This window comes from Streptomyces sp. Ru72 (genome assembly GCF_002920635.1).
In the GTDB taxonomy this organism is placed as follows: domain Bacteria; phylum Actinomycetota; class Actinomycetes; order Streptomycetales; family Streptomycetaceae; genus Streptomyces.
The window spans coordinates 99256-125766 of sequence record NZ_PQSR01000012.1 but is presented as its reverse complement, the minus strand read 5'-3'; the positions used below and the strand labels follow the sequence as shown (position 1 = coordinate 125766).

The window sequence follows — 26511 nt, the reverse complement described above, 5'->3', positions numbered from 1 at the left end:
GAGCCCTATCTTCCATATGCTGGACGACCCTCTTGCCGCCGCCGAATCGATCTTGCAGGGCGCCGATGAACCAGTCCTGCAGTGCTTGGCCTCTGCTGTAGCTCCTGGGAATCCCACGGTACCCAGGCCCGAAGAAGCCGATGCTCTTTCGCCGGAGTCGCCCACGCGCGTTGGACCACACCACTAGGGTTCCGCCACCGGTGATCGCCACCACTCGCTGGGTGGGGATACGCCGTTGGTAGGGGAAGATTCCACGAATGGTGATGAACTCGGCGTCTACGGCAACCCAGCAGCCGAGGCGAGAGACGCCGAACACCGTAGGTTGGATCACCGAAGCCTCCCCTGGGCTGACTGCTGACAACCTACCCATGCGTGCCCGCTGGGTGCCCGTTCCGGAGGAACCCTGCGGGGAACCACGGGGAACGACGGGCCCCGCCGTGCTCCGTCCCGGGTGGGGGACGTGGCAGGTCAGCCCAGACCCGCATACGCGATCTTCCAAACTAGGGACGTGGAGGCAGGCAACATCGTGTGGTATCTCAAGGTCATCTGGCATCACGACTTCCCCGATGAGCCGGTGGGGATCCTCAGCGAGGTCGGCGAAGACCGGTACGAGGTCCGCAAGGTCGAGGTCTTCCGTGGTGGCCGGCTCGATTGGGCGGACGAGTTCGCGGTGGAGTCCGAGCACAATGTTGGGAGAGGCGCCTGTGCCTCCGCTTGAGGAGATCAACGAGCAGGAGGAGTTCACCGCCGCTGTCATCCCAGCCGAGGAGTTCGAGCAGGCCTGGGCGGCAGCAAGAGGCGCGCTGCCGCCCATGCCTGCTCTCCAGCAGTACGGCGATGCCCGAGGAACCGCCCTACTATCACCCCGTGCCGGAGACTTGGATAGGCCTTGATGCTGGAGCCCGACGCCGCAACTGGTGGTGGACAGCAGTCCTCTCACTGATCTTTGCAGGCATGGCTGTCGCGGTCTTCTTGAGCGCCCAGGCAAAGCCGCGCTCTTCAGCGGCGGAGTCCTGGTGGTGGGTGGCTGCGATCGGAACAGCATGGTCGAGCGGGCTCTTCTACATGATCAACCGCGGTTACGGCAGGACCCTCCTGACGTCTCACGGCATGAAGTTCCATACCTTCGTCAGTCGGCGCTCGATTGCGTGGAGCGAGGTCACAGGCATCGAGACGAAGAGCCATGCAACCCGCAGCGGCAAATGGTGGGAAGTACGCGTAGAACGGGTCAGTAGGCGGTCCCTGGCGATACCTGGGATCTTCACTTCTCGTCGGTACGATCCCTTGTTCGAGCGCAACCTGACCATAGTCCGGGAGTACTGGTCGCGCGCCCAGCAGTGATCTGACAACGGTGGCCGACGCCAACAGGCCCGAACGGTGCCGCCCGGCATGGCAATGACGACAGCGCTGACGGCAACGACGGCGTACAGCAGCGGCACTCGACGGCCCAGCACGGTGCCGGAGTAGGCCGATCGGACGGCCCCACCAAGGCGTGCCCGCATCTTCTAGGCGCTTGGCCGCAGGTTCGAGTCCCGCCGGGGGCGCCCGTTTCAGCCCTCCCCTCGGGGAGGGATTTTTGCTGGTCAGAGCCGGTATCGCTCGGCCGAGTCAGCCCCGGACGCCCCCTTGATGATCAAAGGAAGACTCCAGGGCTGTCCGGCCGTCACCGGGTTTTCGCGGGTGGCTGTGCCGAATGCGTGTCGAATTCCTGGGGCGAGGGGTCAGCCGGCGGACGACCGCTCGGGGAGATCTCTCCCGCCGCGCCGACAACGGCACTCGGGAACTCCCCGGCGGCACCCCCACCGGTCCACGTGACATGCTCTCCGCATGGCTGATTCACCATGGGCAGCGCTCACTTCAGTGGAGCGCGATCTGATGGTCTGCGCCAGCGAGGCGTGGGGCATCCTCGCCTATGCGACGAACGGCAAAGACGAAGACGGCCACGCTGTCGATCTCCCGCGCATTGTCCTCGGCCTCGTTGACCGCGGCTGGGTGCACGTCCATCGCCTCGAACCTTGGAGAGCACCGGATGGGCAGGCAGGCGCGACATACGGGCCGCCGATACCCCGCGCGGAGGTCCCAGAGGTCCTCAAGGACCCTGCGGTCTGGGACGACCCTGACGATCCAGATTGGATCGGCGCCGTCACGCTGTCAGCGACGGAGACGTGGCGAGCGCTCAATCGGCAGCACGGCCACACCGCCGAATAGTCGGAGCGAGGCGCCGCAGGTGGAAGACGGGGGGACCGCCTCCGGCACCGACTGCGCGCGATGCCCCAACCAGCGTGGCAGCCGTCGTCTCAGTTTCCGTCTCATTCAGCCTCGTTCACGTCTGTTCAGACCAGGCCGGAAGCCCTTTCAGCACCCGGAGCCAGCCACTCCTGAACGCAGGTGAACGCCCCTGCACGCACCCCCAACGCCCCACCAACACAGTTGGAAAGCGTGTGGGCCGTCGGCGGACGGTTGGGAGTGGGCTGGGTGTAGGTGAATCATTGGCTGCTGGAGTCGGCAAGCCATGCGCGCCAGACGTGTCGGGTGTTGGGTATCTCCGGATGGTCGAGCAGCCAAAGCACGTAGCTTGCGTGCAGCTGTGCCCACGGATCGTCCGAACGGTGAGCCCCGTCAAGTCTGTCACGCAGGTCGTCTCCGTCCACGGCCCGTGCCACACGCACATACTCACGGTCCTTGCAGCGGTAGGCACGCTGGACAACGAGATCGACGAGATCGACGAGTTTGCCTCTGACCGCTTCACCATGGCCGCCGATAGCCAGCTTTCGTATGAGCGTCTGCTTCGTACCCCACGCCTTGGCGTGTTGTGTCCATTCCTGCGGATACCGGGCCTCCCACTCCAGGAAGAGCAGCGCAAAGGGCAGCCCCGACCACGTGCTGATGCCCCCAGAGATCGGCGTGTTCCACAGCGCTTCCGGCAGACAACGACCGGCGACCTGGTCGTATGCCTCTCGGGCGGCTACGAGCACCGGCTCCCGGCACTGTGCCTCGTGCCCCAACCCTGAGGTGAGGCGCCAGGCCTCGTTGAACCGGGCACGAGCAGTCCGGACCTCAGCACGAGCACTGGCCAGGCGGACAAGTGCAGCGGCACGTTCGCCGGGTTCCGGTGCTATCAAGCCGTAAGCCCACGCCAAACGCTCAGCCCACCCGTGACCGTCGTCGGCGCCCGAGCCTGCCACCTTCGTCATGCGACAGATCATCCCCGATCGGTACGCCGAGGCCGCTCTCAATACGCTCGGCAGCAACGCCAAGGAGCGCAGTACAGCGCCGGAGTACAGCAACAACAGCACCGCCCCCACCCGCTAGCGTCCCTCAGAGGCTCAGACGCGACCGGTATGACTGCCTCCGACCGATCCACAGAGCGCTACGGATCAGAAGCCCCGTGCCCTTCCGGTGCCCGATCGAGCGGGGACATCGGGGAACGACGGGCCATCACGGAGAGTGGACAGCACGACGGCCCCTGACCGAGTTGCCTGGTCAGGGGCCGTTCACGTGCGCGGTGGGTGTGGGATTGTACCCACTAGAGCGACTGGCCGGACGGCAGTCTCGCCGATTCCCAATAGTCCACGATTCGCGCCGCCTCCTGGTCGAAGTCAGGGTCGTCGGCTTCCGGAGTCCGTCCACAGGCGCGACCAGATGGCACCTTCGCCCTCCCCTCAGGCTGACCCGGACCTGTCGGCGGCGTTTGAAGCCCACCAGTCGCACCACCACGACATCGTCGACTTTCTCCCATGGGATCGTTCGCCTCAACCCGGGCCAGCGCTGGCCGATTCCCTCCGGTCCGACCGTCGTCGCCCCACACGAGCCCCACAGCACAACCAGTCCCCACACGATGAGGGCGATACCCAAAACCTGGAGTGCGCCCCCTACGGTCTTCAACAAACCCCCCGACGCCCAGATGACGGCAGCGGAGACCGCCCAGCAATACAGGGCATAGAGCACGGCAATGACGCGGCGACGCTTCGGCATCTTGATCGTTATCGGGGGCACGAGCAGATCCTAGACACGCCCCTCATCTGGTGGAACCGGCTGTCTCGACCAGTCGGAAAACCTCAGCCGCCACAGCGTTCATGGTCCACGAAGAGGCCGTGCCAGTCGCGTGCCAGATCGCGCGGGGAGCCAGGGGGGAACACCGGGGAATCAGCGGACCCGCCCATCTGGCGTAGGCAACCTCCGCCGCAGGTCAGCGAGGCAGCGAACCCTAGATCACCTTAGCTTCCCAAGCTCAGGGCTCAGCCCACAGCGCCAGAATCGCGTGAGCACGCCACACCGGCGCGGCAGAATGCAGACGTGTCCCTTGACGCCATAGACGCTGTGGACTGGTCGGTGATACCCAACCCGACGTGGCATCGGTGCGACGATCCAGAGCGCGTCGCACACGCACTGCGACTGCTGACCGTCTGACCGTCTCCACCACCGCCAACGAGACCGGCGACGCGGCATCCCTCCTCGCCGATAGCGGCTTCGTCTGCGGCCACGCCGCCATGGTGTTCCCAGCTGCCTACCCTGCCACCCGATCTTGCTTGACCTCGTCGAGCACGGCCAGCGACCGCGCATCAAGGACGCAGCCCTGGGGCTCCTGTCCAACGCGCTGGACCACTTCCCGACCGCCGGCCACAACCGGGTGGGCACTCCCTACGGCGCCAACGTCCCGCTCTGCTGTGCCATAGCCCGGCATATCCGCGGTCGCCGCAGCGCTCTTCTCACCCATGGAGTCCACGGCAAGCAACTCATGGCAAAGGCAGAACTCCACTGGCGGCTGACCATCGAGGAGGCGGAGCTCCAGGACGACAGCAGCCTGATCGCCATCGCCGTCCTTGAGGGCGCACCGTTCCAGACGCCAGTCGAAGCCGAACTGCGCACCCCACCCCTCGAACCTGCCCAAAACGTCCGGATCAACGCGCTGACCACTGATACGTCGAGGCGCGCGTGCATCGAACTCGGGCAGGCACCGTCCGAGCCGGTTCCGGGTTCTGCCCTCTACCCATCTGAGTGTGGCCGCCGCGAGCACTGACTCGGCGCCTTGTCTCAGCGGCCGCACCACAAGCGCACCAGTACGTGCGGGGAACAGCGGGGAAACACAGTAAAAGCAACCAAGCCCGACGGGGACGCACCGCTGCTGTTTGCGCAGTTCAGAGTCCGTTCGAGCCACAAATTCTCGCAGCTTCCCAAGCTGAGGGCACAACGCACTGAACGAGGGTGATGACCATCCTCGGCGGGGACTCACGTCAGCCTGTCGGGGCAGTGCTTGCCAGCGTCACCATCGAAAGCGCAGAGCTCGCCAAGTTCCTTCTCCATCACGGCGCGCGCACGGCGTATCAATCGGGACCGGCGTGGCGCGACGAAGAGAGGAGCCTGGGCGGGTCGCCGGGCTCCTCTTCCCGTGGAGGTGGAACGACAGGTCGTCGTCGGCAGGCGCCGTTTGCAGCCACCGCTTCAGAGGCAGCGCGTTTCACTCGCTGCTAGGAGGTGACCGCGACTGGTCGCAACGCGAAGCACGTCTCGCAATGCCCCGGTCAGTTCCTTCGCCAACCGTCGCATGTCATCCGGACCCGCGTCCTGGTCGTCGAGGGCTTCCAAGGCCTGCTCCAGCAGCTCAGCTGCTGTTCCCAGTGGCACCGCTTCGATGTTGTCCGCCAGGCGGGACATGTAGCCGTCCCTGTCATCGGTGGGTCTGTCAAACGAGCGGCTGCTCCAAGATTTTCGTAGGCGTTGATCGTCCGTGACCGTGCGTCAGTTGAGCAGGATGATGTGACGCAGGAGGCGGTGGCTGGCGCGGCCGTACATCAGCCGCTTGAGTAGCTTGATCTTGGTGTTGGTGCCTTCGGTGCGGCCGTTGTGGTGGGGCAGGGTGAGGGAGGCGTCGACAGCGGCGCGGTCACGTTCCAGGCCGTTCGCGAAGGAGTGGAGAAAGGGCAGGTCAGCGCTGCGGGTCCGGGTGATCCAGGCCGTCAGCGTCTCGGCGTTGCCCTCGCGCGGGATGAGCAGGTCGGCAAAGGTACGGATCTGGCCGGCCAGCACGGCCATCTCGGGGCAGACGTGGGCGAGTTGGCCGCGCAGAGTGTGCTGGTCGTCGTCGAGGCGGTCGGGGTGGCGGGTGAGCAGGCCGGTGACTTTGCGGGGTGAAAGGGCGGCGTGGTCGGCCTCGACGCGGCCCTGGTTGATGTAGCGGACCAGGAGGTTTGCGCTGCCGGTATAGCCCTGCTCACGGATCTCCGCCAGCAGGTGGGTGACGGGGGCGGCCGGGTCTTCGGCTCGTCGTTTGTGCAGGTGGTCGCGGTAGGGATCGACGAGGCAGGCCCGGTAGACGGGGGCGCGGACCATACGGTCCGGCTCGCTGTGGCGGGCGTGGCGCTTGACCGTGTTGCGGGAGACGCCCAGACGCCGGGCGCATGCGAGCAGGCCGACGCCCTGGTCGAGGAGGTCATGGACCTGCCGCCACCGTTCCCGGGTGGTGGCGGCGCGTTTGCCCTCGCGCAGGGGCGGGCCGAACTTGCTCCAGCACGAGGCGTGCGCGCCGATCTCCTTCAGGGCTGTTTCGGCCAGGCCGTGCCAGAGGTGCCAGCGGTCGCCGACCTGCACGATCGTCGGGTCGGCGTCGGTGGTGGCCTGGGCGAAGGCGCCCGAGCCGTCGCGGCACACCACGCGGACGCCGGGATGCTCGCGCAGCCAGGCGGTCACGGTGGCCGCCTTCCGGTCGGGCAGTACGTCGACGCGCTGCCCGCTGTAGGCATCGATGATGTTCGTTGCGTAGCGGTGTTCCTTGAGCAGGGCGAATTCGTCGATCCCGGCCACCAGGGGCGGCGGCCGGTCCGGCAGCGCGATGCGCATCAGGCAGTTCAGCACCGTTGCCCAGGACAGCTTCTGGTGCAGCACCGCCAGCACCGGGCCCCGGCCGAACCCACCAGCGCCACCGCGACCGCCTCGACGATCCGCCGCAGAGCCGGGGTCCGGCGCTGATAGCGCTCCGTCAGCCCGTCGACCTGCTCGACGAACGTCTTCCTTGGGCAGGCGGGGTTCTCGCAGTACAGCCGCCGTACCGACAGATCGATCACCACCGGCCGTCCGCCGACCGCCTCGTCCGCGACATGCCGCGCATAGCGCGAGTGCGTCCAGTCCGACTTTTGTCCGCACCCCGGGCAGGCCTGGGACACGTCATTCCTGGTGAGCGCGGTGATTCTCAACATCACCGGGCTGGCATCCACACGCTCGATCCCTAACCCCACGAGCTGGGGCAGCAGTTCCTCAACAGCGGCATCACACGTCAGCAGCCTGGCAGCAGCGGCCCCCTCCACGTGGCAGATCACCGGAACGATCAACGCCTACGAAAATCTTGGAAGAGCCGAACGATTTACAGTCCCGGCCACGGCCCACTCCGCGTCCGTCATGTCTGAGGGGTACCGCCGAACGCGTTCCGGATGATCGGCCGCGTTCCCGAACCGGTGAGCGACACAATCACACGTCGGTGCAGCGGAGTTGAACTCCACCGGCGCGAGCACGCACAACTGCCGCAACAGGGTCTCCCGGATCTCGGTTGGCTTCGCAACCCCGAGCTACCAAGAGGCCCTGTTCTCATGCCCGCGGCCAGCAGCATCACTCGATCGAGGCTCCCGTTCGACGCGCACCACCCCTCAAGATCGGAACGACAACAGCTCTCCGCGATCGGCATGTCTGGACGTAGGTGCCTACGGTGCTGACGCAGGTGGCGGGACCGGGATGAGCGTTTCCTTGTCGGCGGATCAGTGCCCGATAACGCAGGGCAATGGGCACCCCAGACAGCCGTGTTACCTTCTCGTGCCGCCTTCTCAGGCCGGTCACAGACTTGATCCAGAAAGAGGCAGAATGCGCCCGTTGCGGTTCCTCACCGCCACCCTTGCCTGCACCGCACTCACCGCACTCGCCACGGGGTGCGGGTCCCATACCGCGGCCTCCGCCAGAGTGGGCGGCACCCCCGCGGAGCCCTCAACCGCGCCGACCTCGCAGCTCACCGGTCTCACCGCCCAGCAGATCTCCGACAAGGCGGAGAATGCGCTGAAGCATGCCTCGTCGCTGACCATAACCCTCGAATCGAAGGGAAACGGCAAAACGAGCGGCACCATGAGGATGGACCGGGTAGGCCACTGCGACAACCGGCTGAGCATGGGCGCCCAGGGCAGCTTCCACATGATCAAGTCGGACGGGCAGGTCCTGATGCAGCCCGACCAGGCCATGATCACAGCAATGGGCGTCCCCGCCGCCGCGAGGAAGCGGCTCGCGGGGAAGTGGCTCAACCTCACATCCTCGGCGGACATGAAGGATCTGGCGAAGTTCTGCGACCTGAACGCCTTCCTCAAGGAGGTAGCGACGGACGACAACGAAACCGACATCGCCAAGTCCGGCACCGCGACGATGGGCGGAGTGCCAACGGTGGTACTGAAGGGCCGTGACACCGACGGCTCGCTGATGTACCTCTACGTGGCAGCAACCGGCACGCCGTATCCGCTGAAGATCGCAAGGCCTACCGGCAAGGACGCCGGCACGGCGCTCTTTTCCGGCTACGACGACCCCGTCACCGTCCAGGCTCCGCCGAAGGACCAGATCATCGGCGTCTCACAGCTGACGAGCTGATATCCGCCGTCAGAGGGTCAGGCCTCACGCGTCGTCGACACGAGGTGGACTCCGCGGCCACGAACGCGAAACACTGCAACAGCAGGGCCTCCTGGGGCTGCTCGTGGCTTCAACAACCTCCGAGCTACCAAGAGGCCCGCCTTCATGCGCCGCCCTGCCGAAGACCACTCAGCCGAGGAACGTCACCGGGACTCACGTTAGAGCGACCGACACCAACATCGGTACAGCACAGCTTCTGAGACTTTCCCTACTTCATTCGAGGCCCGCGCACGGCGCGGGCGCGCGCCGCCTCTGCGGCGCGGCCTGCCTCCTGTCTCCGCCCCGGCTGGCCGCGACCGGCGGCGCGCTGCGTGCATGCGGGCAGAGATGGGAACCCGCTGTGGCTGGGGCGGTCGGCTCCGCGACTTTAGCCAGCCACTTTGGCGCGAGCCTCGAAGATCTTGGCCTCAACGTCGTGCTTTAACGGGCAGGCCCACAGACTGCCCGACGCGCCGCAAGCTTACGAGGCCGTGATCACTCGCCCCAAAGCAGCTCCCGGCCAAAGTCGCTACGCCCACCTTGGCGTGTTCGCATCACCGGTTACGGCACTAGAGTGAGGCGGCGACCCATCTGCCAGAAGACTCGCCGTTACGGATCACTGAAGAGGACCGCGACACGGCCGTGCAGCGCTTGCAGGAGGCGTACGCCCAAGGGCACATCTCGCACGAGGAGATGGACGGAGGCCTCCACCAGGTACTCACCGCCAAGACGCACAGCGAGCTCATGTCGGCTGTGGCCTCGCTCCCGGAGGGGAATGCGAGCACCACGTCCACGATTGCCGCCGCCAGCGGACGGATCCAGCGGCGCGGCGCATGGCGGGTACCTCGGAGCCTCAAGGTCGAGTCCGCATTCGGAAGGGTGCACCTGGACCTGTCCCGAGCAGTCATCGAGCATCCGGTAGTCGACATCGAGTTGCAACTTGGCACCGGCAGAGCCAAGATCACGGTGCCTCGCGACACGATCGTTGACGTCGAGAACCTGAGGACCGGGTGGAAGGACCTGCTCTATAAGCCCCAGCGCCGTCCCCGCCCCGGCGGGCCGAAGATCCGGATCTCCGGGGCTATGGGATATGGACGTTTGAAGATCCGCCACGCGCGGCGTTGAGGCCCCTCCGGTACCAGGACGAGCATCTCGGACACATGTGTCCTCTATAGAGGACGCTTCCCACCGGCGGCAGTGACGGCAACGCTGACGGCAACGACGGCAGACGGCAGCAGCGCTCGGCGGCCCGGCACGGCAGTGGCATGGGACGATCGAACCGCCCCACCACGGTGTGCCCGCAACCGAGATGGAGGGGCGCCGTTCGCGAGTGCCGGCCGGAGTGTGGCGTGCGCGGGAAGCTCCCTTCCCGCCCGTCATCGACCCAGGCAGAGCCGAGCGGGCGTGGGTCGACGGCAGACGGGATGGGAGCTGGGTTCTCCTTCCCTCCGGATACCTTGAGCCGCATGGACGCTGCACAGGATCAGACGGGCCCGCTGTCAGACGAAGAGTTTCAGCAGTTCACCAACCTGCTGCGCCGTTACCTGCACTACGAACTGGATCAGTGGGAGGGCGTCGTCACCGAGTCCGCTCACGGGCCGATCTACGCATTCTTCGTGAACAAGCTGCCAGACGGCTGGACGCACGAGTCGTTCCGGCCGTTCTAGCTTTGCCGGGCCGTTCCGGGGCCGTCGAAGGGCGCTCAACGACGACCAACGCTGACAACCAGCGACAGCCAAGCCGCAGGTCGCAGCGTTGATCGATAACACGGCCGCAGGTTAGGGACCCGGCCCTTCACTTCTTCGGCTTCTGTTCCAACTCGGCGACCGTGCTACCGGCTGAGCGGAGCCTTAGGAGTCGTCCTCCTCCGCGACTGGCAGCTCACCCGCCCCTGTTCCTCGTGCATACATGTACCGTCGGCTGGGCAGTGCCAGAGTCCGCCCCATCGAAAGGATGACGGGGGTTCCGGACTGCCATCGCCAGTGACCCGCTCGGCGAGCTCCCGCTGGACGGCCCGGGGCAGTTCCATGCCTCCAACCCGGCAGACCAACTCGCCGTCCGAGCCCTCCAGCAGGTCCCGCAGCGGGGACATCTCATGGGACAGCACATTAGTCGGTTGGGCTCCCCGCTACTCCCCCTACGAACGGGCACGCAGCGGGCACGCTTTGGGGTGGAAGTTGCCCCGTACACCTTTCCGGCTACCACGGGGAACCAGAGCCAAAGCGCGAGCCATCACCGGAGGTCAGCGACTCGTCAGACCAGGCCTGACGGGCAACCAGGCTCCTCCAAACTCGGGACACAGAGGGCGGCTACCGGTACCAGTCGCCATCGCCCCCGAGGGAACGGTGCAGGTAGTCCGCCAGCTCGCGTGCAGCCCACAGCCGACTGTCATCCTCGTGGTCCCAGACGAAGATGTCCGGACGCTCAGGCGTTAGCACGAACGCGAACTGGTTGCCCCCGCCGTTGTCGCCGAAGAACAACAGTGGATCGAAGGGCATGTACAGGCCCGGAAACGTATCGGGGGACCAGAACAGCAGGTTCTGCTCCACAATCCGATCCAAGGACCATACGACGTCAGTCCCGTACTCGCCGACCACCCCGTTGGTCTCCATCAGCAGAGCAGTCAGCTGCGCCGGCAAGCCTCGGCCAAGGCGCCGCTCCGCCTCGGCTAGAGCAGTCGCGTCAACGGGTGCGCGGAACTCGACCGCGGGCAATGCTTCGGCAGCGGCTTCTTTCCACATGGGCGCAGCTTAGGTTTACGGATCAGAAGGTGCCCGTGCCCCACCCGTGCCCGATCGTGCGGCAAACCCGGGGAACCACGGGGACGTGCGGGCTCCGCACAGCGAAGCGGCCCCGACCGTATTACCTGGTCAGGGGCCGTTCCGCCTGGCGGAGGGTGTGGGATTTGAACCCACGGTGGCTTGCGCCACGACGGTTTTCAAGACTGCTCCACGCCCTGAGACGGCTCCTCGCCGACACCTCCGTAAAGCCCCCACTCGTCAAGGCCGGAGTAGACCAACGCGGTACGCCCCCTCGGATACGACAAGCCTTGCGCCTCACCCGTGTAGATCGCGACCAGCGAATCTGCACCGCGCCACCAGGTATCGGCGAGCCCTTGTACCTCGGGGACCGGCTTCATGGCGTCGAGTTTGAGGCCATCGACGTCATCGCCCGTGATCTTCGTGATCTGCTTGGCCCACATCGACGCGTGATGAGTCAGCGCGAGCGCCTCGATCCACCCTTCGACGGTCGCGTGCAGTGGCACCCAGTGATTCGCGTGGATGCCGAACTCACCGGTCGGCCCGATCATGAATGCGTAAGGAACGGCGGTCCGTTGCCTACCGGCCTCGAACCACCAGCCTTCGGAAGACGTTCCTTCGGGTGAGTCGGCGTCGAAGTACTTCGGCCCTCCGTCGTATTGAGAGGCCGGCGGCAAGAGCAGGCCGCCCCAGCGCTCCTGGTAGGACGCCATACGGTCAACGGCATCCGCCGGGATACCGCGGTCAAGCCACCACTGCCTGTGCTGGTCGACGGGCCGGGTATCGACCCTGATGCCGTGCACAGCGACAAAGTGGCGAGCCCTCCGAGTCAGCCCGTCGGGCACATCGTTGATGAGGTTGAGATCCACCACGCGGACGCTACCCGTACAGCAGCGACGTACCACAACCCCAGCGACCGCCCTCGTTCTGCGATGCTCGCCAAAGCCTCGACTTCGGCCGGTATAACGGGTCTGCTGCACGTGCTACTGGCGGCTGATCGCCCGGGAGATGCCGGTGGCTACGGTCGTGGCGAGGACCCAGCCGGCAGCGGTCAGCCCGTAGGCGAGCCATTGGCCGGTGCCGTGGGGCACGAAGGCGGCTTCTTGGCCAAAGCCAGCGATCGGGAGCAGTAGGTCCACCGTGTAGAAGAGAGCGTTGAACGGTGGCGCCTTGCCCGGTTCGATGGACGCCGGTGGATGCAGTGTGAAGGAGAGCGTGCCGACGGCGAGCAGTGCCAGGAGCCACAGGGCGGCGCGAAGGGGCCGGTAGCCGTAGCCGACAGTGGCGTCCTGTATGTGACCCCACAAGCGGCGATGGAGCGGAAGAGCGGCGCGGCGGTGGCGTTGTTTGGCCAGGAGTACCGTGCGTGCTTCGTCTTCGTGGCCAAGGCGGCGATAGGAGGCCGCAAGTTGCTCGTACGGTTGCGGAAGATATCCGCCGGTGCCGCGCTGGAGCCAGCGGAGGCGATCGGCAGCCGTGAGCGGTGTGGCCAGAGCGTCGTACGCGGTCTCGGCGAGTCGGAGGTCGGCGGGCCAGGAGTCCGCGGCGTCGTAGAGAGTGCCGAGTTGGGCGTGGCTCAGGTCGGCAGTGCCGCCGATCGGCTGCCGGGTGCGGAGGTCGGTCTCCCGAGCCTGAGCCAGGCGCAGGGACACTGCCGTGCCGCCGGGGTTCCTCACGGTGGCGTCGCGGAAGCTGAGCCGCGTACCGATGCGGGCGCCGTCCAGTTTGATGCCGCCTTCGGCGCTCAGGCCTTCCCCCAGGTCGAAGTTTCGGTTCACGCTGACGTCGACGGCCTCCAGGGCGATGTCGCCGGGGTTGCGCAACCGGGCGCCGCAGAAGCCGATCGCCGCGCCGACCGTGGCGCCGGAGAGGATGATCCGCCCCTCGGCTGTGAAGCTCGGGTGGAAGGTGAGGTCCTCGGTGATCTGAACGTGGTAGGCATCCAGGGCGTAACCCTGCGGGTTGCGCAGAGTGGCGCCCTCCAGGTCGAACTCGCCGGAGACGGCGGCACCGGACAGACGGAATCCGCCGTGGACCTCCAGGTCGGCGCACAGCATGTCGCCGCCGGCGCGAAGATGGACGGCAGATATCGCCTCGGTGCCCGGCGCACTGATCACCGTGCCCGTCAGGTCCACGTCGCCGTGAATCTGGGCCCTGGTGAGCACGAGGGGGCCGCTCAGGTGGCACTGGGACAGCACCAGCCTGCCGTCGACCTGAATCGTGCTGACGTCTATGCCCGGCAGGACGCATCCAGCGAGGACCACCTCATGCATCCTGGCACCCTGCAGCAGCGGGGCCTCGTCGAAACGACAGTCGGTCACGATGACAGGCGCGGGGATCTCGGCGAAGCGTATGTCCAGGCTGCCGGTGATGTGGGCTCCGCTCAGGCGCAGTGCTGGACGCTCCCCTCGGGCGGGCTCGTCGCCGGCGCCGAGCAGCAGCGCCGCGATGATCTCGGCCCGTACGGCCGGTTCCTCCGATGACGCACCGTCGCGCACATCCACGGCGCCTCCCTGCGGGAAGGAGACCCACAACTGGCGCTCGCCGGGGCTTAGTTCATCAAGGCGCATGATCGACGATCATCTCGGGGCGGACGTTGTCGGGCAAGGCCTGATTTTCATACCCGCAGGAACTCCTCGGCCGGCATCGCCTCCGGCGGATCCTCTTCCGGATCGATCGCTCGGCCTGTCAGGAGCGCTCCAGGTCAACCACGGGACCAGAGTGTCAGCGAGCGCATGCGGTGGCCCCGTCCCGACATCCACCAGTGACATCAACGGCGCCGGGCGTCAGCACTCCCGGGCGGTCTGGCACGGCCGGCGTGGCCAGACGGCACCCCGGCAGTGCCACGCAGTGACCGAGCTCCTAAAGCGGTGCTCGGCGCCAGCCGGTTCAGGCCGATGCGGTGACGCCGCCTGACTGGTGGATGCCGGCGCCCGCGGCGGAGTCACTGGCCGAGCTGAGCGGCCAGGAACACCGCCGCCACCGAGGGGCGGACTGCGTACGTTGCGCCCGCGCTCCCCTCAGGAGCTTCCCACCAGTAGAACGGAAGCCGCCGCCCACTGTTGCTGTGTCCCTTGCTCATTCCCCTCACCACGCCTGCCACACGCTGCGCCGGAGCACCCTCATTCGGACCGCCCAGGGCCATATCCACCAGTTCCGTGCAGTGGATCTTCCGGCCGGGGTTGCGCAGCAGGTACTCGAGCATCTGCCGGGCCTGCGGTGCGAGTTCAGCCAAGAACCTTGTAGCGCGCTCCAGGTCCTCCGGGCCCCATTCAGGGGCACCGTAATGCGCCTCTTCGCCAGAGTGCTCAGCCCATCGCGGATCAACCTCAGACAGATACTCCGTCATGCCCGCCCCCAACAGTTTCGTCCCTAGCATGTGTGTCGTTGGCACCGTACCGACCCGCCAGGACACCACGTGTCGAATCCGTGTCGAAGTTCCACCGGCGACCCGCTCCGCAGAGGCGGTGATGCTTCTCCCGGCCCACTCCGCCACCTGGGCGGGCGGGATTGCGGGCTGCGCCGCTGTCTCCGCCCCGCTCCGGCCCGGCCGGCGCCCGTCCGCGCGGCAGCGATCAGCCGCCTGACGTCAGACCCGGCAACCGTTCGCCTGCACCCTCGCGCTTGATCGACTACCAGAGCATCCGCAGCAGTCGGTGTCCTTTGCTCGCCAGGCAGTCCTCCCCCGAGGAACGCTGCCAGTAGCCCTCTGAGCAGGCCGCGAGAGACCAACCACACGGGTGCGATCGCCAGCACCGCTCCGATCACCACACCGAGCAGTGATCCCACTCCCAGGCTGCCCACAACGACGAACAAGCCTTGCCCGAGGATCGCGAGTGGGTCATGGCGAAACGAGAACACTGTCCCGACGAGGAACAGGTCGCCCCAGACGATCGCTGGAAGCGTTCCCACCCGTAGACCGAATCGCAGACCGCGCAGCGCTGCCCCCCGCCCCACCATCCCCCACCCCCGCACGGCCGACGCTTCAGGCTGTCGCAGCGTGTCAGCTTAGCCGTGCCCATCCGTGACCGGCACAGCAGAACGCCGGGCTGGAGGACGTCTGCAGCGCGTGATCCGTACGGGAACAGGCCGGTGGAGCCGCGATCAGAACAGCCGCGCCCCGAAGGCCGCGATCGCCAGGCCGACGGCGAGGAAGACATTGACGGTCGTACCGAGGAGGCCGTCGCCGCGCAGGATGTCGCCGGCCGTCCCGGTCAGGCGCGCATCCGCGGTTCCGGCCGCCGCGGGTGAACGCCGCAGTACCGGCCGCGGCGCGGCTGCCGGCGGTGAAATCCGCGCCGACGGTCACCGGCTGGCCGTGGACGGCCTGGTTCAGCATGAGCTGCCCGAGTCGACCACATGGACAGCCGCCAGCATGCCCCGGTCAACGTTCCTCCGGAAAGGATCTCTACGTACTCGGAACCGGCACTGACACACAGTTCGAGCGTCTCTGGCCAAGCCAATGCCTGGAGTTGTGCACCGCCTCGGGCGTCTGCCGTCTCCGGTCCTTCGTCCGTGTGGCACGATCGCCGGCGTGGAGTGGGGAAGCCTGGTAGGTACCGGCCTTGGAGCAGTGCTTGGTGTGGGAGCCACTTTGGCCGGTGACCACGTGCGGTGGCGACGCACCAGCAGGGCGAGCAGGCTCCAGGATCGGCGGACCGCGTACGTGGACTGTCTCGTCTCCTTTCGCCGCGCACACGAGGCCATGCGGTTGGCCGCGGACGAGGACCATGAGAGCCCGCAGGCCAGGGCCACCAGGATCAGGCAGGCGTTCCAGACGTCGGGATGTGATGAGGCCCGGGAACGTCTGATACTCACAGCAGCCGAAGACGTGGCGGCGGCGATCGACGCGTCCTACCACTCGCTGCGCGAGGTCCGTGAGGTCCTTGCTTCGGGTTGCACCATCACATCGGCGGACTATGACGCCGCCAGGCAAGCGCACGGAGATGCGACCCGAGCCGCTCGCACGGTTCTTCGTCGGGACCTGAGCAGCCTGGAGGCTTGACGCTGCTGTCCGCCCCCCACCTCGACCGGGGCTCACGATGCCGGCGCAGTACGTCGACGCACACGGCGGGGAGCAGGGTACGGGTCGCTCCGAGCGGCGCGTCTCGGGCGCGGTCGCGTCAGCCGGCCGTTGATCCGCTGAAAGCCCGTAGGGACCAACATAGGGGAAGCTGCATACGTATCAACGAAGTTGAGGCTAGCGCCCACCGTCCACTGCCGCGTCCACTGCCGCGCCGGCCCGAACCCGTCGCCGACCTCGACCCGCCGGATCGCCTGAATGCCCATCAGCCCGGCGCCGGCCGCACGCCCAGTCAACCCGGCGGCCGGCCGCACGCCCAGCCGCCGGTCCGTTGGCCGCCGCGGCACCAGTGGACGCCCCGCCCCGGTCGGAGCCTTGCACGGATCCGTACCGGTGACCTCGGTCCTCGACCAATCAGAAGGGCCACGATCACGACGTCAGCCGACGCGCGTCTTCGATAGGCTCGTCGACATGGCCATGACCAGCGCATCTCCGCAGGTCACAGGGGATGTCTAGGTCACCACGACGTACGACGAACGGAGCGACCATGACAGACGCCTCTGAAGCCATCGACTCCGCCGGTCCGTCGGTCTTCGCGGACATCCCCACGACCACCCTCGCCGACATCCTGGGCCGCGAGCAGGTCATGGACATCGGCATACGCCCCCTGTGGTCGCCGGTGCCGCGCACGGCCGGACCGGCGTTCACCGTGCGGTGCGCTCCCGGCGACAACCTCATGCTGCACGCGGCCGTCCACCGCGCCGCGCCCGGGTCGGTCGTCGTCGTCGAGTCGGGCGACCTGGACTACGCGCTCGCCGGTGGAAACGTCTGCGCCGTGGCCCGGCGACGCGGCGTCAGGGGCTTCGTCGCCGACGGACTGATCCGCGATCTCGCCGAGGTCCGCGCCATGGGCTTCCCCGTCTTCGCGCGGGGCGTCATCCCGATCCCCGGCGGCAAGTCCGTCGTGGAACCCCTCAACGTGGAGGTCCGCTGCGGTGGGGTGTCGGTGCGCGCCGGCGACCTGGTGGTGGCCGACGAGGAGGGCGTCGTCGTGGTCCCCGCCGCCCGCGCGGACGAGGTGCTCGGCACGGCCCGGGCCAAGTTGGCCAAGGAGGCCACCGAGAGCCTGGACGCGTGGGAGGAGGCTCACCGCGCCCGCGTCGACGCGATCCTGCGCGCCCAGGGCTTCGAGGGCTGACGGTAGGCCTGACGGACCGTCGAGGAATGGAAGGCACCGTGCCGGGAGTGCCGCCGGGGGCATTGGGGTGATGCCCGCGGCGCCCCCGTTTGGCAGGAACGGGAAATGTCAACTGGTTCCCCGTCGACGCACGCCCGCGCATCCCATGGGCCGGTACCGAGAGGGAACCTGATGGCAAGGAGGAAACGAATCCCCTTCCGTTGGATTCGCATCTGGGCCACCGCGGGCATGGCATTTCCCATGACGCTCGCCGTCACCTCGGCGCCTTCGGCCGCGAGCACTCCTCACATCCGCTCCACCGACGACGAAACCCCGGAATGCCGGCTCACCGCGGGACCTTATCAACGACAGGTGGAGAAGTATCTGGGCCTGCGCCAGGACGGGGAGCAGTCCGCGGCGGACTGCGCGGCCATCCAGAAGATGCAGCAGAAGTACGAGATCGACCCGGCGGACGGGTATGCCGGCCTCATCAGCTACCGAGCCGCGAGCGTGACCTGGGCCGCGGCTCACAAGAAGTCCCTCACCGGATGCCCCACGGGGGCGAAAGTCGTCGTCTGCGTGGACCAGAACCGTCAGCTGCTGTGGGTGCGGAAGAACAAGAAGATCGTCTTCGGTCCCGTCCCCGCGCGTACCGGCAGGCCGGGTTACCTCACCCGCAACGGCCGGCACAAGATCTACCGGCGCGTGAAGGACTTCTATTCGACGCAGTTTCCCGGTCCCATGCCGTACAGCCAGTTCTTCGACCGCGGTGAGGCCCTCCACGCGAGCTACCGGCCGATTTTCGAGGACCCGGGATCGCACGGGTGCGTGAATCTGCGGTACGACGACGCCAAGGCGCTCTGGTCCCTGCTCCGCATCGGTGACAGCGTCTACCTCTGGGGCACCAGGAAGGGAGAGTAGCCGCACGGCGCATTCCCGGGCAGCCGTCCACAGGGTCACCAGGCCGCCGTACGGCGTCCGATAAGGTGCCCCGGTTGATCGAAGGGGGCTGACATGCGGCTTCGCTGTGCCGTGCTCGACGACTTCCAGGAGATCGCGACGACCGTCGCGGACTGGTCACCGATCGGGGACCGGGTGGAGGTGGTGTCCTTCACCGAGCACTTCGACGACGAGGACGCCCTGGCCACGGCGCTGGCGGAGTTCGACATCGTGGTCACACTGCGCGAGCGCGTGCCGTTCCCGGGCTCGTTGTTCGCCCGGCTGCCCAGGCTGCGACTGCTCGTCGCCTCCGGGATGCGCAACAGCGTCATCGACCACGCCGCCGCGGAGGCGCACGGGGTGACCGTCTGCGGCACGGAGAGTTCCGGCACACCGCCCGTCGAGCTGACCTGGGCCCTGCTGCTCGGGCTCGCGCGCGGCATCGTCGAGGAGAACAACGCCCTGCGCAGCGGCGGCCCATGGCAGAGCACCGTGGGCGCGGACCTGCACGGACGGCGGCTCGGGCTCCTCGGTCTCGGCAGGATCGGCAGCCGGGTGGCGCGGGTCGGGCTGGCGTTCGGAATGGAGGTCGCCGCCTGGAGCGAGAACCTCACGAAGGAGCGCGCGGACGAGGTGGGGGTGGAACTCGCCGGGTCCAAGGAGGAGTTGCTCGCGGCGAGCGACTTCGTCTCGGTGCACCTCGCGCTCGGTGAGCGCACCCGCGACCTGGTCGGTACCCCGGAACTGGCGCTCATGAAGCCGACCGCCTACCTGATCAACACCTCACGTGCCGCCATCGTCGACCAGGACGCCCTGCTCGCGGCCCTGCACGAGGGCCGTATCGCGGGCGCGGGCGTGGACGTGTTCGATGTGGAGCCGCTTCCGGCCGACCACCCGATGCGCACCGCCCCGCGCCTGCTCGCCACCCCGCACCTGGGCTACGTCTCGCGCGACAACTACGCGACGTACTACGGCCAGGCCGTGGAGGACATCCAGGCGTACCTGGCCGGGAAGCCGGTGCGCCGCCTCGGCTGAGCGGCGGCCGCGGAGGGTCAGCCGCGCAGGCTGAGGGCCGGCACCAGCACGTGCGCTGCCGTGCTCAGCGTCTCCTCGGCGCCCGCGAACGCCGCCAGCAGCTCCGGCTCGACGGGCCTGCCGGGCGCGGCCTCGGGCCAGGGGCGGGTGGCGAACAGGAAGTAGGCGTGGCCGCGTGCGCGGAGGGCGGCGAGCCACTGAGGCGGCACGGTGCACTGGGCGTTCAGATACGGCATCGTGACGACGGCCTGGCCCGCCTCGGCCAGCAGCGTCACGGGCAGTCCCGGGCGCTGGGTGCCGTCGATGAGGGGATCGCCCGGGTGCAGCCCGTTGGCGCGCAGCAGCGCCTCGACGGCGGCCGCCGAGCCCTCCGGACCGCTCTCCCCGTCGCCGAGGGAGTAGGCGAGCAGGTAGGGCATCTCCCCGCCGGGGGCCTCGCCGCTCCAGGCCAGGACGACGAGCGTGCCGAGGTCGGCGGCGCGGAAGGGACGCGTTGCGCTGGAAGTTGTGGTCACCGCGGAACCGTATCGACGCCCCGGCGGGCCACCGGTCTGTTTCTCGCCCGACCGGGGGATGCGGACGGCGGCGACCACACGAACGAGGGACCGGGCCTCGGGGCTGCTGCGAAAGTGGCGTCGTCGCCCGGAGGGCGGCAGGCGCCACTTCGCAACAGGCCTTAGCGGCCCCGGAGCGGAAGACCGCCGAGCAGCCGGGCCGGGCCGGCCTGCCGGTTGAGGGCGGCCGCCGCGCCGTTCACGGTGCTCAGCACGGAGTGCTTGTTCTCGGTGTCCAGGGTGTCGGACTGGTGGGCGATGGGGCGGACGTCGAGGGTCTTCTGGGTGGTGACGGTCTGCAGAGCACCGTTGAGGCTGGTGGGCGTCAGGTCGGAGGCGTCGTCGGCGAAGGCGGGTGCGGCGACGCCGGCGACGACCAGGGACCCGGCGACGACCGCGACGGCCTTGTGGGACTTCATCCGTGTTCCTTTCTTCGGCGACCGAAGTCACCGGAGCTTCGGTGACCCAAGTCACCGGAGGGGACGGTTGCGTCCTGGCTAACGAGCCCCCGACCCGGCGGAAACCCTTACGGCCTCCCGGTGCGGACCGGTCCGGTTCAGCGCTTGGGCGGGTACGGCATGGCCGAGACCGTGTGCTGCGGCGGGTCCGTGGGCGTGCCGGCCGGCGCGAGCTTCGAGCCGGACGTCGGAGGAGCCGTGGGCTTGGCAGTGGGCATCCCGCTCGGCTTCGGCATCAGCGACGGCGGAAGGCTGGGCATGCTCGGCAGGCTGGGAAGGGGCGGCATGGTCACCCCGCCCGCCACGAAGGCGACGAGGACGCTGATGAGCTTGTTGAGCACGGTCGTGGCCGCGGGGAGCACCTGACCGCCGTTGCCGGACGTGGTCGCCGCGGCCAGGTCGTCGACCGCCTTGCGCAGAGCGGCGAGCGCGTCGCCCCGCACGTCGTTGCGCGAGGGTATGGGCACGGTCGGCGCCGGGGAGGGCGGGGCCATCCTGGTGACGGCGTCCTGCGCGGCTCTGCTGAGCTTGGCCGCCTCCTTGGCGGGCAGCTGGTGGTTGTGCGCCGTGAGCGCGGCCTTGAGGAGTTCGGAGACCGGGGCCACGGCACGGTCGGCTTCGGCGAGCCGCTGGACCCGGGGCAGGAGCACCTCCGGGCCGGGCAGGGGGGCGGAGGCGTGGGTACGGCCGCGGGGTGAGTCGTGGTCGGCCGCCACCGCGGCGGGGCCGGTGATGCCGAGCAGCAAGGTGGCGCAGACAGCGGAGGAAGCGAGGCGACGGGCGGACAGAGCGGGCATGAGTGGTCCCTTCATGGTTGGTGAGGGTGCTTGTGCTCACCGTGGAAGGAGCCGCCGGGGCGTGCAACAGATCGGCTGCCCGCAGTAGCGTCCGCCGCCCGTCTTGCACCACGTTTTCGCTGATGAGAGGCCATCTGAGTGGGTCGGCGACGGTGCCACCCGTTCGGTGCAACGCCGAACGGGCGCAAGGACGCCAACCGGCCGTCCCCCCGAGGGGGGAACGGCCGGCAGAAGGGTCCGCTGTCGGGCGTCAGCCGTTGGCGCAGGTGTTGCCGAACGCCGGGTTCAGCAGGCCGACGACGTCGATCGTGTTCCCGCACACGTTGACCGGAACGTGAATCGGGACCTGCACGACGTTGCCCGACAGAACGCCCGGAGAGTTGTCGGCGGCGGCGCTTGCGCCGCTGTCGGCGGCGGCGATGCCGGCGGTGCCCGCCACGGCCGCGGCGGCAACGGAGGTCAGGGCAAGGCCCTTCGCGATACGCGACATGGAGAGGTGCTCCTTGGGGATCGTCACAACAGCCGGGCGGAATGCCCGACGTTGAGTCAACTGCGAGGCACCCGCCCGGGTTGCGCCTCCGATGGAGTGATATCCGGAATGGGCGCGATTCACCCTTCCGGCACACTTGACTGGTTTCGCGCGGCGCGGCAGCCCGGACACCGCAGGAGTCGGCGCCTCGGCCGCGGCCGGGCGGCCGCTGCCGCCCCATGCGAACCGGTGACGCGCACGGTCCCGGCCGACCAGGCCACCCCGGCCCGACCCTGCCCCCCCGTGCAGGGCGGGCCGGACCCGCTGCGCCGGGCCCGGCCCGCCGGTCCGCGCGTTCCCCCCGCAGCGACCGCCACGGGCCCAGCCTGCCGTCAGGCGATCCTTCCGGTCTTGGAAAAATGCGCACTGCCGTTCGGCGAGAGCACCAGGCTCGTCGCCTCCCCCGTCATCCGGTCCGGCCCGGGCAGCCCGGACCGCGCCGCCGCCACCGCCCTGCGCGCCGCGGCGAACTCCCGGGGTGTGCACCCGGTCATCGCCCGGAACTCCCCGCCCAGATGCGCCTGGTCGTAGAAGCCGCAGAGCGCCGCGGTCTCCGCGGCCGACCGTCCGGAGGCGAGCAGCCGCCGGGCGCGTTGCAACCGCAGCACACGGGCCGCGGCCTTCGGGCCGAGCCCGATCTGTTCGCGGAACCGGTTCTCCAACTGCCGTACGCTCCACCCGACCTCGTCCGCGAGCCGCGTCACCGGCACGGCACCGCCACTGCGCCGCAGCAGCGAGCAGGCGCGCACCACGCGGGCCGAACTCGGGGGCCCCGCCTGCGTCCAGCGTGCGAGCACGTCGTCGAGCAGCCGGAAACGGTCCGTCCAGCCGGGCAGCGCGGCCAGTGCGACGGCGAGTTCGGCCACGCCCGCCCGGCCGCCACGACCTGGGGGATGCGGCAACCGGTCGGGGTCGACGGGCCGGTTGGTCAACTCGTACTGAGAGGTGCCGAAGAGCGTGAACCCGGTCCAGGGGGTGAGCAGGATCTCGATGCCGAAGATGCGGCCGCCGTGCTCGCCGACGGCCGCGGTGGTGTTCAATCCGGAGTACACCGACTCAAGGGTCGTCGGGGGCCGTCCGTGCCGCGCGATACGGACGGAGCCCTCGAAGCCGAGCAGCAGCGTGGCCGCGCCGATGGGGGTCTCCAGGCGGCTGCGCGGGCCGTCGAGCGCGAGCCGGATCCCGCGGTAGCCGATCACACCGGGGCGCAGCCGGGGATGCGGCCGCGCGACCACGGTTTCCCAACTCCCGCGCGGTCCGCGCCCACTGCGCGCCACCATCCCGCTCGCCATACGCCCTCCCGGCACCCCCGGAAACCACCCATGGTGCCCACCCGCCACAGCCGCCGAAAGCCCACCGGGCCTCGGTGTCCCGAAACCACGTCAAGGTGTCATCCGAATGTCTGGACAAAACATTGACAGGGCTCCCCGGCACGGCTAGACCTGGGGGACAGCCGATGCGAAGGGAACCCGATGGAGGCCTACGACCTGATCACCATGGGCCGGATCGGCGTGGACCTCTATCCACTGCAGACCGGGGTGCCCCTGCCGCAGGTGACCTCCTTCGGGAAGTTCCTGGGCGGTTCGGCGACGAACGTCGCGGTCGCCGCCGCCCGGCTCGGGCGGCGTACGGCGGTGATCACGCGCACGGGCGACGACCCCTTCGGCACCTACCTCCACGAGGCGCTGCACGGCTTCGGCGTCGACGACCGCTGGGTCACGCCGGTGGCGGGGCTGCCGACACCGGTCACGTTCTGCGAGGTGTTCCCCCCGGACGACTTCCCGCTGTACTTCTACCGGCAGCCCAAGGCGCCGGACCTGGAGATCGACGCGCACGAGCTGGACCTGGACGCGATCCGTGCCGCGCGCGTCTTCTGGATCACGGGCACGGGCCTGTGCGAGGAGCCCAGCCGCACCGCCACGCTCGCGGCGCTCGCCCACCGCGCCAAGGCCGGTACGACGGTCTTCGACCTCGACTGGCGGCCCATGTTCTGGCGCGACCCGGACACCGCGCGCGCCTTCTACGCCCAGGCCCTGCGCCACACCACCGTCGCGGTCGGCAACGTCGACGAGGTGGAGATCGCCACCGGTGAGCGCGATCCGCACACGGCCGCACGCGCCCTGCTCGACGCCGGTGTCGAGCTGGCGGTGGTCAAACAGGGACCCAAGGGCGTCCTCGCGGTCAGCAGCACGGGCGAGTCGGCCGAGGTGCCGCCGCTCCCGGTGCAGGTCCTCAACGGCCTCGGCGCGGGCGACGCCTTCGGCGGTTCGCTGTGCCACGGGCTGCTGGCCGGCTGGGACCTGGAGCGGATCATGCGGTACGGCAACGCGGCGGGCGCCATCGTCGCCTCCCGCCTCGAGTGCTCGTCCGCGATGCCCACGGCCGACGAGGTGGAGGCGGCGATCACGGCGGGAGCGGTGCAGTGACCGCCACGGCTGGAACATAGCGGACAAAAATCAACAACTCCCGGGCAGGGACGCCGTCTTCGCGAGGATGACCGACCTCGCGCACGCGTCCGGGTCGCCCGGGCACCGATCGCCTCCGGCGCGGGAGACCGCTTCGCCCTGGCAGGAGCGAAGTGCGAGCGCAGACTCCCCGCCCGCTACGGCCCCGCGCCGGAGGTCCGACCGACGTACGGTCGAGACGTGCAGGGCGGCAGGGCCGTACCCCAGGTGCGGATCTGCTTCCACCCGGACCACACGGAGGGATACCGATGACCTCAACGACGAGGCTCACGGTCGCTCAGGCGCTCGTACGCTTCCTGGCCGCCCAGTACACCGAGCGCGACGGCGTGCGGCGCCGGCTGATCGCCGCCACCTGGGGCATCTTCGGGCACGGCAACGTCGCGGGCCTCGGGCAGGCGCTGGTCGAGTACCCCGACGCCATGCCGTACCACCAGGGCCGCAACGAGCAGTCGATGGTGCACGCGGCGGTCGGCTACGCCCGCCAGTCGAACCGGCTGTCCACGCACGCGGTGACGACGTCCGTCGGACCGGGCGCGACCAACCTGGTGACCGGTGCCGCCCTCGCCACGATCAACCACCTCCCGGTCCTCCTGCTGCCCGGCGACGTCTTCGCCACCCGCCCTGCCGACCCTGTCCTGCAGCAGCTGGAGGTCCCGCAGGCCGGCGATGTGTCCGTCAACGACTGTCTGCGCCCGGTGTCGAAGTACTTCGACCGGATCACCCGCCCGGAGGCGCTGATCCCGGCCGCCCTCCAGGCGATGCGCGTGCTCACCGACCCGGTGGAGACGGGCGCGGTCACGCTGGCGCTGCCGCAGGACGTGCAGGCGGAGGGCTTCGACTGGCCGGAGGGGTTCTTCGCCGAGCGCACCTGGAGCGTGCGCCGCCCGGGCCCCGACCCGGTCGAACTCGGCGAGGCCGTCCGGGCGATCCGCACCGCCCGGCGCCCGCTCGTGATCGCGGGCGGCGGTGTCCACCACAGCCGCGCCGAGGAGGCCCTCGCCGAGTTCGCCGAGGCCACCGGCATCCCGGTCGCCTCCACGCAGGCCGGCAAGGGCTCACTGCGCTGGGACCACCCCCAGGACGTCGGCGGCATCGGCCACACCGGCACGGCGGCCGCCGACGAGCTGGCCCGCACCGCCGACCTGGTCATCGGGGTCGGCACCCGGTACACGGACTTCACCACGGCCTCCGGCACCCTCTTCGCCGGCGAGGGCGTTCGCTTCCTCAACCTGAACATCGCGTCGTTCGACGGGCACAAGATGTCCGGGACGCCGTTGGTCGCGGACGCCCGCAGCGCCCTGGAGGAGCTGACCGAGGCGCTGGAGCTGCACGACCACCGGGTCGATCCCGGGTACGTCATCGAGTACACGGAGGACAAGGAGCGCTGGGAGCAGCGCGTCGAGGCCTGCTTCGAGGCCGAGGAACCGGATCTGCGACCGACGCAGCCGCAGGTCATCGGCGCTCTGGACACGGTGGTGGACGAGTCGGACGTGATCGTGGGCGCGGCCGGGTCGCTCCCCGGTGACCTGCACAAGCTGTGGCGGTCCCGCTCCCCCGACCAGTACCACGTCGAGTACGGCTACTCGTGCATGGGTTACGAGATCCCGGCAGCGATGGGGGTGAAGCTGGCCGCGCCGGACCGGCCCGTGTGGGCGCTGGTCGGCGACGGCACCTATCTGATGATGCCGACGGAGATCGTGACGGCCGTGCAGGAGGGCGTCGCGATCAAGGTGTTGATCGTGCAGAACCACGGCTACGAATCCATCGGCGGCCTGTCGGAGTCGGTGGGCGGCGAGCGGTTCGGCACCGCCTACCGCTTCCGCTCCGACGACGGCACGTACACGGGGGCGAAGCTGCCCGTGGACCTCGCCGCCAACGCGGCCAGCCTCGGGATGCGGGTGCTGCGCGCCAGGACCGTACGCGACCTGGGTGACGCGCTCGCCGAGGCGCGCGCCGCGGACACTCCCACATGTGTCTATGTGGAGACCGAAACCGCAGACACTGTGTCGGGCGCGCCCCCGGCGCAGGCCTGGTGGGATGTACCCGTGGCCGAGACCGCGACCCGGCCGTCCGCGGTCAAGGCGCGCGAGGTCTACGAACGGCACGCTGCCACTCGACGCCGCCATCTGTGAAGGAGTTCTCGG

24 protein-coding genes and 3 pseudogenes are annotated in these 26511 nt (G+C 68.7%); 14 read left to right on the top strand and 13 right to left on the bottom strand.

From position 1 onward, the window contains the following. Positions 1–331, bottom strand: a 331-nt coding sequence (locus C3488_RS41045) for a hypothetical protein (protein WP_219822302.1), incomplete at its 3' end; no start/stop codon positions are given. Between the two features lie 177 nt (positions 332–508). Between C3488_RS41045 and C3488_RS08785 the strand changes: the two genes are divergently transcribed. The 4 genes from C3488_RS08785 (at position 509) to C3488_RS40075 (ending at position 2208) form a co-directional block, all read left to right on the top strand. Next, positions 509–718: a DUF6881 domain-containing protein gene (locus C3488_RS08785; RefSeq protein WP_181138938.1), complete on the top strand. Its 210-nt coding sequence runs from the start codon at positions 509–511 to the stop codon at positions 716–718. Continuing rightward, a complete protein-coding gene (locus C3488_RS42535; RefSeq protein ID WP_374955404.1) occupies positions 687–893 on the top strand; it encodes a hypothetical protein in 207 nt (68 codons plus the stop codon). The genes C3488_RS08785 and C3488_RS42535 overlap by 32 nt, the downstream gene beginning before the upstream one ends. 61 nt (positions 894–954) lie before the next feature. After that, positions 955–1341 (top strand): hypothetical protein, encoded by a 387-nt coding sequence (locus C3488_RS08780; RefSeq protein ID WP_258053342.1) that lies wholly within the window; start codon positions 955–957, stop codon positions 1339–1341. Between the two features lie 486 nt (positions 1342–1827). After that, positions 1828–2208, top strand: a complete 381-nt coding sequence (locus C3488_RS40075; RefSeq protein WP_146067850.1) for a hypothetical protein — start codon at positions 1828–1830, stop codon at positions 2206–2208. A gap of 278 nt (positions 2209–2486) precedes the next feature. On the opposite strand, the gene C3488_RS08775 is transcribed toward C3488_RS40075, so the two are convergent. Beyond that, positions 2487–3194: a hypothetical protein gene (locus tag C3488_RS08775; RefSeq protein WP_103838765.1), complete on the bottom strand. Its 708-nt coding sequence runs from the start codon at positions 3192–3194 to the stop codon at positions 2487–2489. A 1331-nt stretch (positions 3195–4525) separates the two neighbouring features. On the opposite strand from C3488_RS08775, the gene C3488_RS40070 reads away from it, so the two are divergent. After that, positions 4526–5020, top strand: coding sequence for a hypothetical protein (locus C3488_RS40070; RefSeq protein WP_146067849.1), 495 nt, complete (start codon positions 4526–4528; stop codon positions 5018–5020). Positions 5021–5442: 422 nt separating this feature from the next. Here the strand turns inward: C3488_RS40070 and C3488_RS41450 are convergent. Together C3488_RS41450 and C3488_RS08760 are read right to left on the bottom strand one after the other, a co-directional pair. Next, positions 5443–5676 (bottom strand): annotated as a pseudogene (locus tag C3488_RS41450) (hypothetical protein); the annotation flags it as partial. Between the two features lie 63 nt (positions 5677–5739). Continuing rightward, positions 5740–7247 (bottom strand): annotated as a pseudogene (locus tag C3488_RS08760) (ISL3 family transposase). A gap of 697 nt (positions 7248–7944) precedes the next feature. Between C3488_RS08760 and C3488_RS08750 the strand changes: the two are divergent. From C3488_RS08750 to C3488_RS08740, 3 genes are all read left to right on the top strand, one after another. Continuing rightward, on the top strand, positions 7945–8613 hold the full coding sequence (locus tag C3488_RS08750; RefSeq protein WP_181138937.1) for a hypothetical protein: 669 nt from the start codon (positions 7945–7947) through the stop codon (positions 8611–8613). A 609-nt stretch (positions 8614–9222) separates the two neighbouring features. Further along, positions 9223–9756 (top strand): DUF1707 domain-containing protein, encoded by a 534-nt coding sequence (locus tag C3488_RS08745; protein WP_103838752.1) that lies wholly within the window; start codon positions 9223–9225, stop codon positions 9754–9756. Between the two features lie 341 nt (positions 9757–10097). Further along, on the top strand, positions 10098–10298 hold the full coding sequence (locus tag C3488_RS08740; RefSeq protein ID WP_103838751.1) for a hypothetical protein: 201 nt from the start codon (positions 10098–10100) through the stop codon (positions 10296–10298). Positions 10299–10940: 642 nt separating this feature from the next. Here the strand turns inward: C3488_RS08740 and C3488_RS08735 are convergent. From C3488_RS08735 to C3488_RS08720, 4 genes are all read right to left on the bottom strand, one after another. Beyond that, positions 10941–11372 (bottom strand): SMI1/KNR4 family protein, encoded by a 432-nt coding sequence (locus C3488_RS08735; RefSeq protein WP_103838750.1) that lies wholly within the window; start codon positions 11370–11372, stop codon positions 10941–10943. A gap of 197 nt (positions 11373–11569) precedes the next feature. Continuing rightward, a complete protein-coding gene (locus tag C3488_RS08730; protein WP_103838764.1) occupies positions 11570–12259 on the bottom strand; it encodes a hypothetical protein in 690 nt (229 codons plus the stop codon). Between the two features lie 114 nt (positions 12260–12373). Further along, positions 12374–13960 (bottom strand): oxidoreductase, encoded by a 1587-nt coding sequence (locus C3488_RS08725; protein WP_103838749.1) that lies wholly within the window; start codon positions 13958–13960, stop codon positions 12374–12376. A 374-nt stretch (positions 13961–14334) separates the two neighbouring features. Beyond that, on the bottom strand, positions 14335–14739 hold the full coding sequence (locus C3488_RS08720; protein WP_258053339.1) for a DUF6416 domain-containing protein: 405 nt from the start codon (positions 14737–14739) through the stop codon (positions 14335–14337). Between the two features lie 2221 nt (positions 14740–16960). Between C3488_RS08720 and C3488_RS08710 the strand changes: the two genes are divergently transcribed. From C3488_RS08710 to C3488_RS08700, 3 genes are all read left to right on the top strand, one after another. After that, positions 16961–17611, top strand: coding sequence for an RraA family protein (locus C3488_RS08710; RefSeq protein ID WP_103838747.1), 651 nt, complete (start codon positions 16961–16963; stop codon positions 17609–17611). 351 nt (positions 17612–17962) lie between these two features. Next, the gene (locus tag C3488_RS08705; RefSeq protein WP_258053338.1) at positions 17963–18511 is read left to right on the top strand and encodes a L,D-transpeptidase; all 549 of its coding nucleotides are present in this window, start codon (positions 17963–17965) and stop codon (positions 18509–18511) included. Positions 18512–18604: 93 nt separating this feature from the next. Continuing rightward, positions 18605–19564, top strand: coding sequence for a D-2-hydroxyacid dehydrogenase family protein (locus C3488_RS08700; protein ID WP_103838745.1), 960 nt, complete (start codon positions 18605–18607; stop codon positions 19562–19564). 17 nt (positions 19565–19581) lie between these two features. Here C3488_RS08700 and C3488_RS08695 read toward each other — a convergent pair whose 3' ends face one another. From C3488_RS08695 to C3488_RS08675, 5 genes are all read right to left on the bottom strand, one after another. Continuing rightward, positions 19582–20079: a DUF5949 family protein gene (locus C3488_RS08695; protein ID WP_103838744.1), complete on the bottom strand. Its 498-nt coding sequence runs from the start codon at positions 20077–20079 to the stop codon at positions 19582–19584. A gap of 161 nt (positions 20080–20240) precedes the next feature. Continuing rightward, positions 20241–20537, bottom strand: coding sequence for a hypothetical protein (locus C3488_RS08690; RefSeq protein ID WP_103838743.1), 297 nt, complete (start codon positions 20535–20537; stop codon positions 20241–20243). Positions 20538–20674: 137 nt separating this feature from the next. Beyond that, positions 20675–21388, bottom strand: a complete 714-nt coding sequence (locus tag C3488_RS08685; RefSeq protein WP_181138936.1) for a hypothetical protein — start codon at positions 21386–21388, stop codon at positions 20675–20677. A gap of 235 nt (positions 21389–21623) precedes the next feature. After that, on the bottom strand, positions 21624–21863 hold the full coding sequence (gene chpG, locus C3488_RS08680) for a chaplin ChpG (RefSeq protein ID WP_181138935.1): 240 nt from the start codon (positions 21861–21863) through the stop codon (positions 21624–21626). A gap of 371 nt (positions 21864–22234) precedes the next feature. Further along, complete coding sequence (locus tag C3488_RS08675; RefSeq protein ID WP_258053337.1) at positions 22235–23194, bottom strand: helix-turn-helix domain-containing protein; 960 nt, start codon at positions 23192–23194, stop codon at positions 22235–22237. 180 nt (positions 23195–23374) lie between these two features. On the opposite strand from C3488_RS08675, the gene iolC reads away from it, so the two are divergent. From iolC to iolD, 3 genes and pseudogenes are all read left to right on the top strand, one after another. Then, positions 23375–24328: a 5-dehydro-2-deoxygluconokinase gene (gene iolC, locus C3488_RS08670; RefSeq protein ID WP_103838741.1), complete on the top strand. Its 954-nt coding sequence runs from the start codon at positions 23375–23377 to the stop codon at positions 24326–24328. A 16-nt stretch (positions 24329–24344) separates the two neighbouring features. Then, positions 24345–24526 (top strand): annotated as a pseudogene (locus tag C3488_RS41440) (5-deoxy-glucuronate isomerase); the annotation flags it as partial. Between the two features lie 89 nt (positions 24527–24615). After that, complete coding sequence (gene iolD / locus C3488_RS08660; protein ID WP_103838740.1) at positions 24616–26499, top strand: 3D-(3,5/4)-trihydroxycyclohexane-1,2-dione acylhydrolase (decyclizing); 1884 nt, start codon at positions 24616–24618, stop codon at positions 26497–26499. Positions 26500–26511: the final 12 nt, after the last annotated feature.

What these genes read in the sequence shown, in the direction of transcription:
- C3488_RS08740 (WP_103838751.1), top strand. Translation starts at nt 10,098, where the DNA reads ATGGACGCTGCACAGGATCAGACGGGCCCGCTGTCAGACGAAGAGTTT.
- iolC (WP_103838741.1), top strand. Translation starts at nt 23,375, where the DNA reads ATGGAGGCCTACGACCTGATCACCATGGGCCGGATCGGCGTGGACCTC.
- C3488_RS08685 (WP_181138936.1), bottom strand. Translation starts at nt 21,388, where the DNA reads ATGAAGGGACCACTCATGCCCGCTCTGTCCGCCCGTCGCCTCGCTTCC.
- C3488_RS08780 (WP_258053342.1), top strand. Translation starts at nt 955, where the DNA reads ATGGCTGTCGCGGTCTTCTTGAGCGCCCAGGCAAAGCCGCGCTCTTCA.
- C3488_RS42535 (WP_374955404.1), top strand. Translation starts at nt 687, where the DNA reads ATGTTGGGAGAGGCGCCTGTGCCTCCGCTTGAGGAGATCAACGAGCAG.
- C3488_RS08775 (WP_103838765.1), bottom strand. Translation starts at nt 3,194, where the DNA reads ATGACGAAGGTGGCAGGCTCGGGCGCCGACGACGGTCACGGGTGGGCT.
- C3488_RS08735 (WP_103838750.1), bottom strand. Translation starts at nt 11,372, where the DNA reads ATGTGGAAAGAAGCCGCTGCCGAAGCATTGCCCGCGGTCGAGTTCCGC.
- iolD (WP_103838740.1), top strand. Translation starts at nt 24,616, where the DNA reads ATGACCTCAACGACGAGGCTCACGGTCGCTCAGGCGCTCGTACGCTTC.
- C3488_RS40075 (WP_146067850.1), top strand. Translation starts at nt 1,828, where the DNA reads ATGGCTGATTCACCATGGGCAGCGCTCACTTCAGTGGAGCGCGATCTG.
- C3488_RS08700 (WP_103838745.1), top strand. Translation starts at nt 18,605, where the DNA reads ATGCGGCTTCGCTGTGCCGTGCTCGACGACTTCCAGGAGATCGCGACG.
- C3488_RS08690 (WP_103838743.1), bottom strand. Translation starts at nt 20,537, where the DNA reads ATGAAGTCCCACAAGGCCGTCGCGGTCGTCGCCGGGTCCCTGGTCGTC.
- C3488_RS08710 (WP_103838747.1), top strand. Translation starts at nt 16,961, where the DNA reads ATGACAGACGCCTCTGAAGCCATCGACTCCGCCGGTCCGTCGGTCTTC.
- chpG (WP_181138935.1), bottom strand. Translation starts at nt 21,863, where the DNA reads ATGTCGCGTATCGCGAAGGGCCTTGCCCTGACCTCCGTTGCCGCCGCG.
- C3488_RS08675 (WP_258053337.1), bottom strand. Translation starts at nt 23,194, where the DNA reads ATGGCGAGCGGGATGGTGGCGCGCAGTGGGCGCGGACCGCGCGGGAGT.
- C3488_RS08725 (WP_103838749.1), bottom strand. Translation starts at nt 13,960, where the DNA reads ATGCGCCTTGATGAACTAAGCCCCGGCGAGCGCCAGTTGTGGGTCTCC.
- C3488_RS08720 (WP_258053339.1), bottom strand. Translation starts at nt 14,739, where the DNA reads ATGACGGAGTATCTGTCTGAGGTTGATCCGCGATGGGCTGAGCACTCT.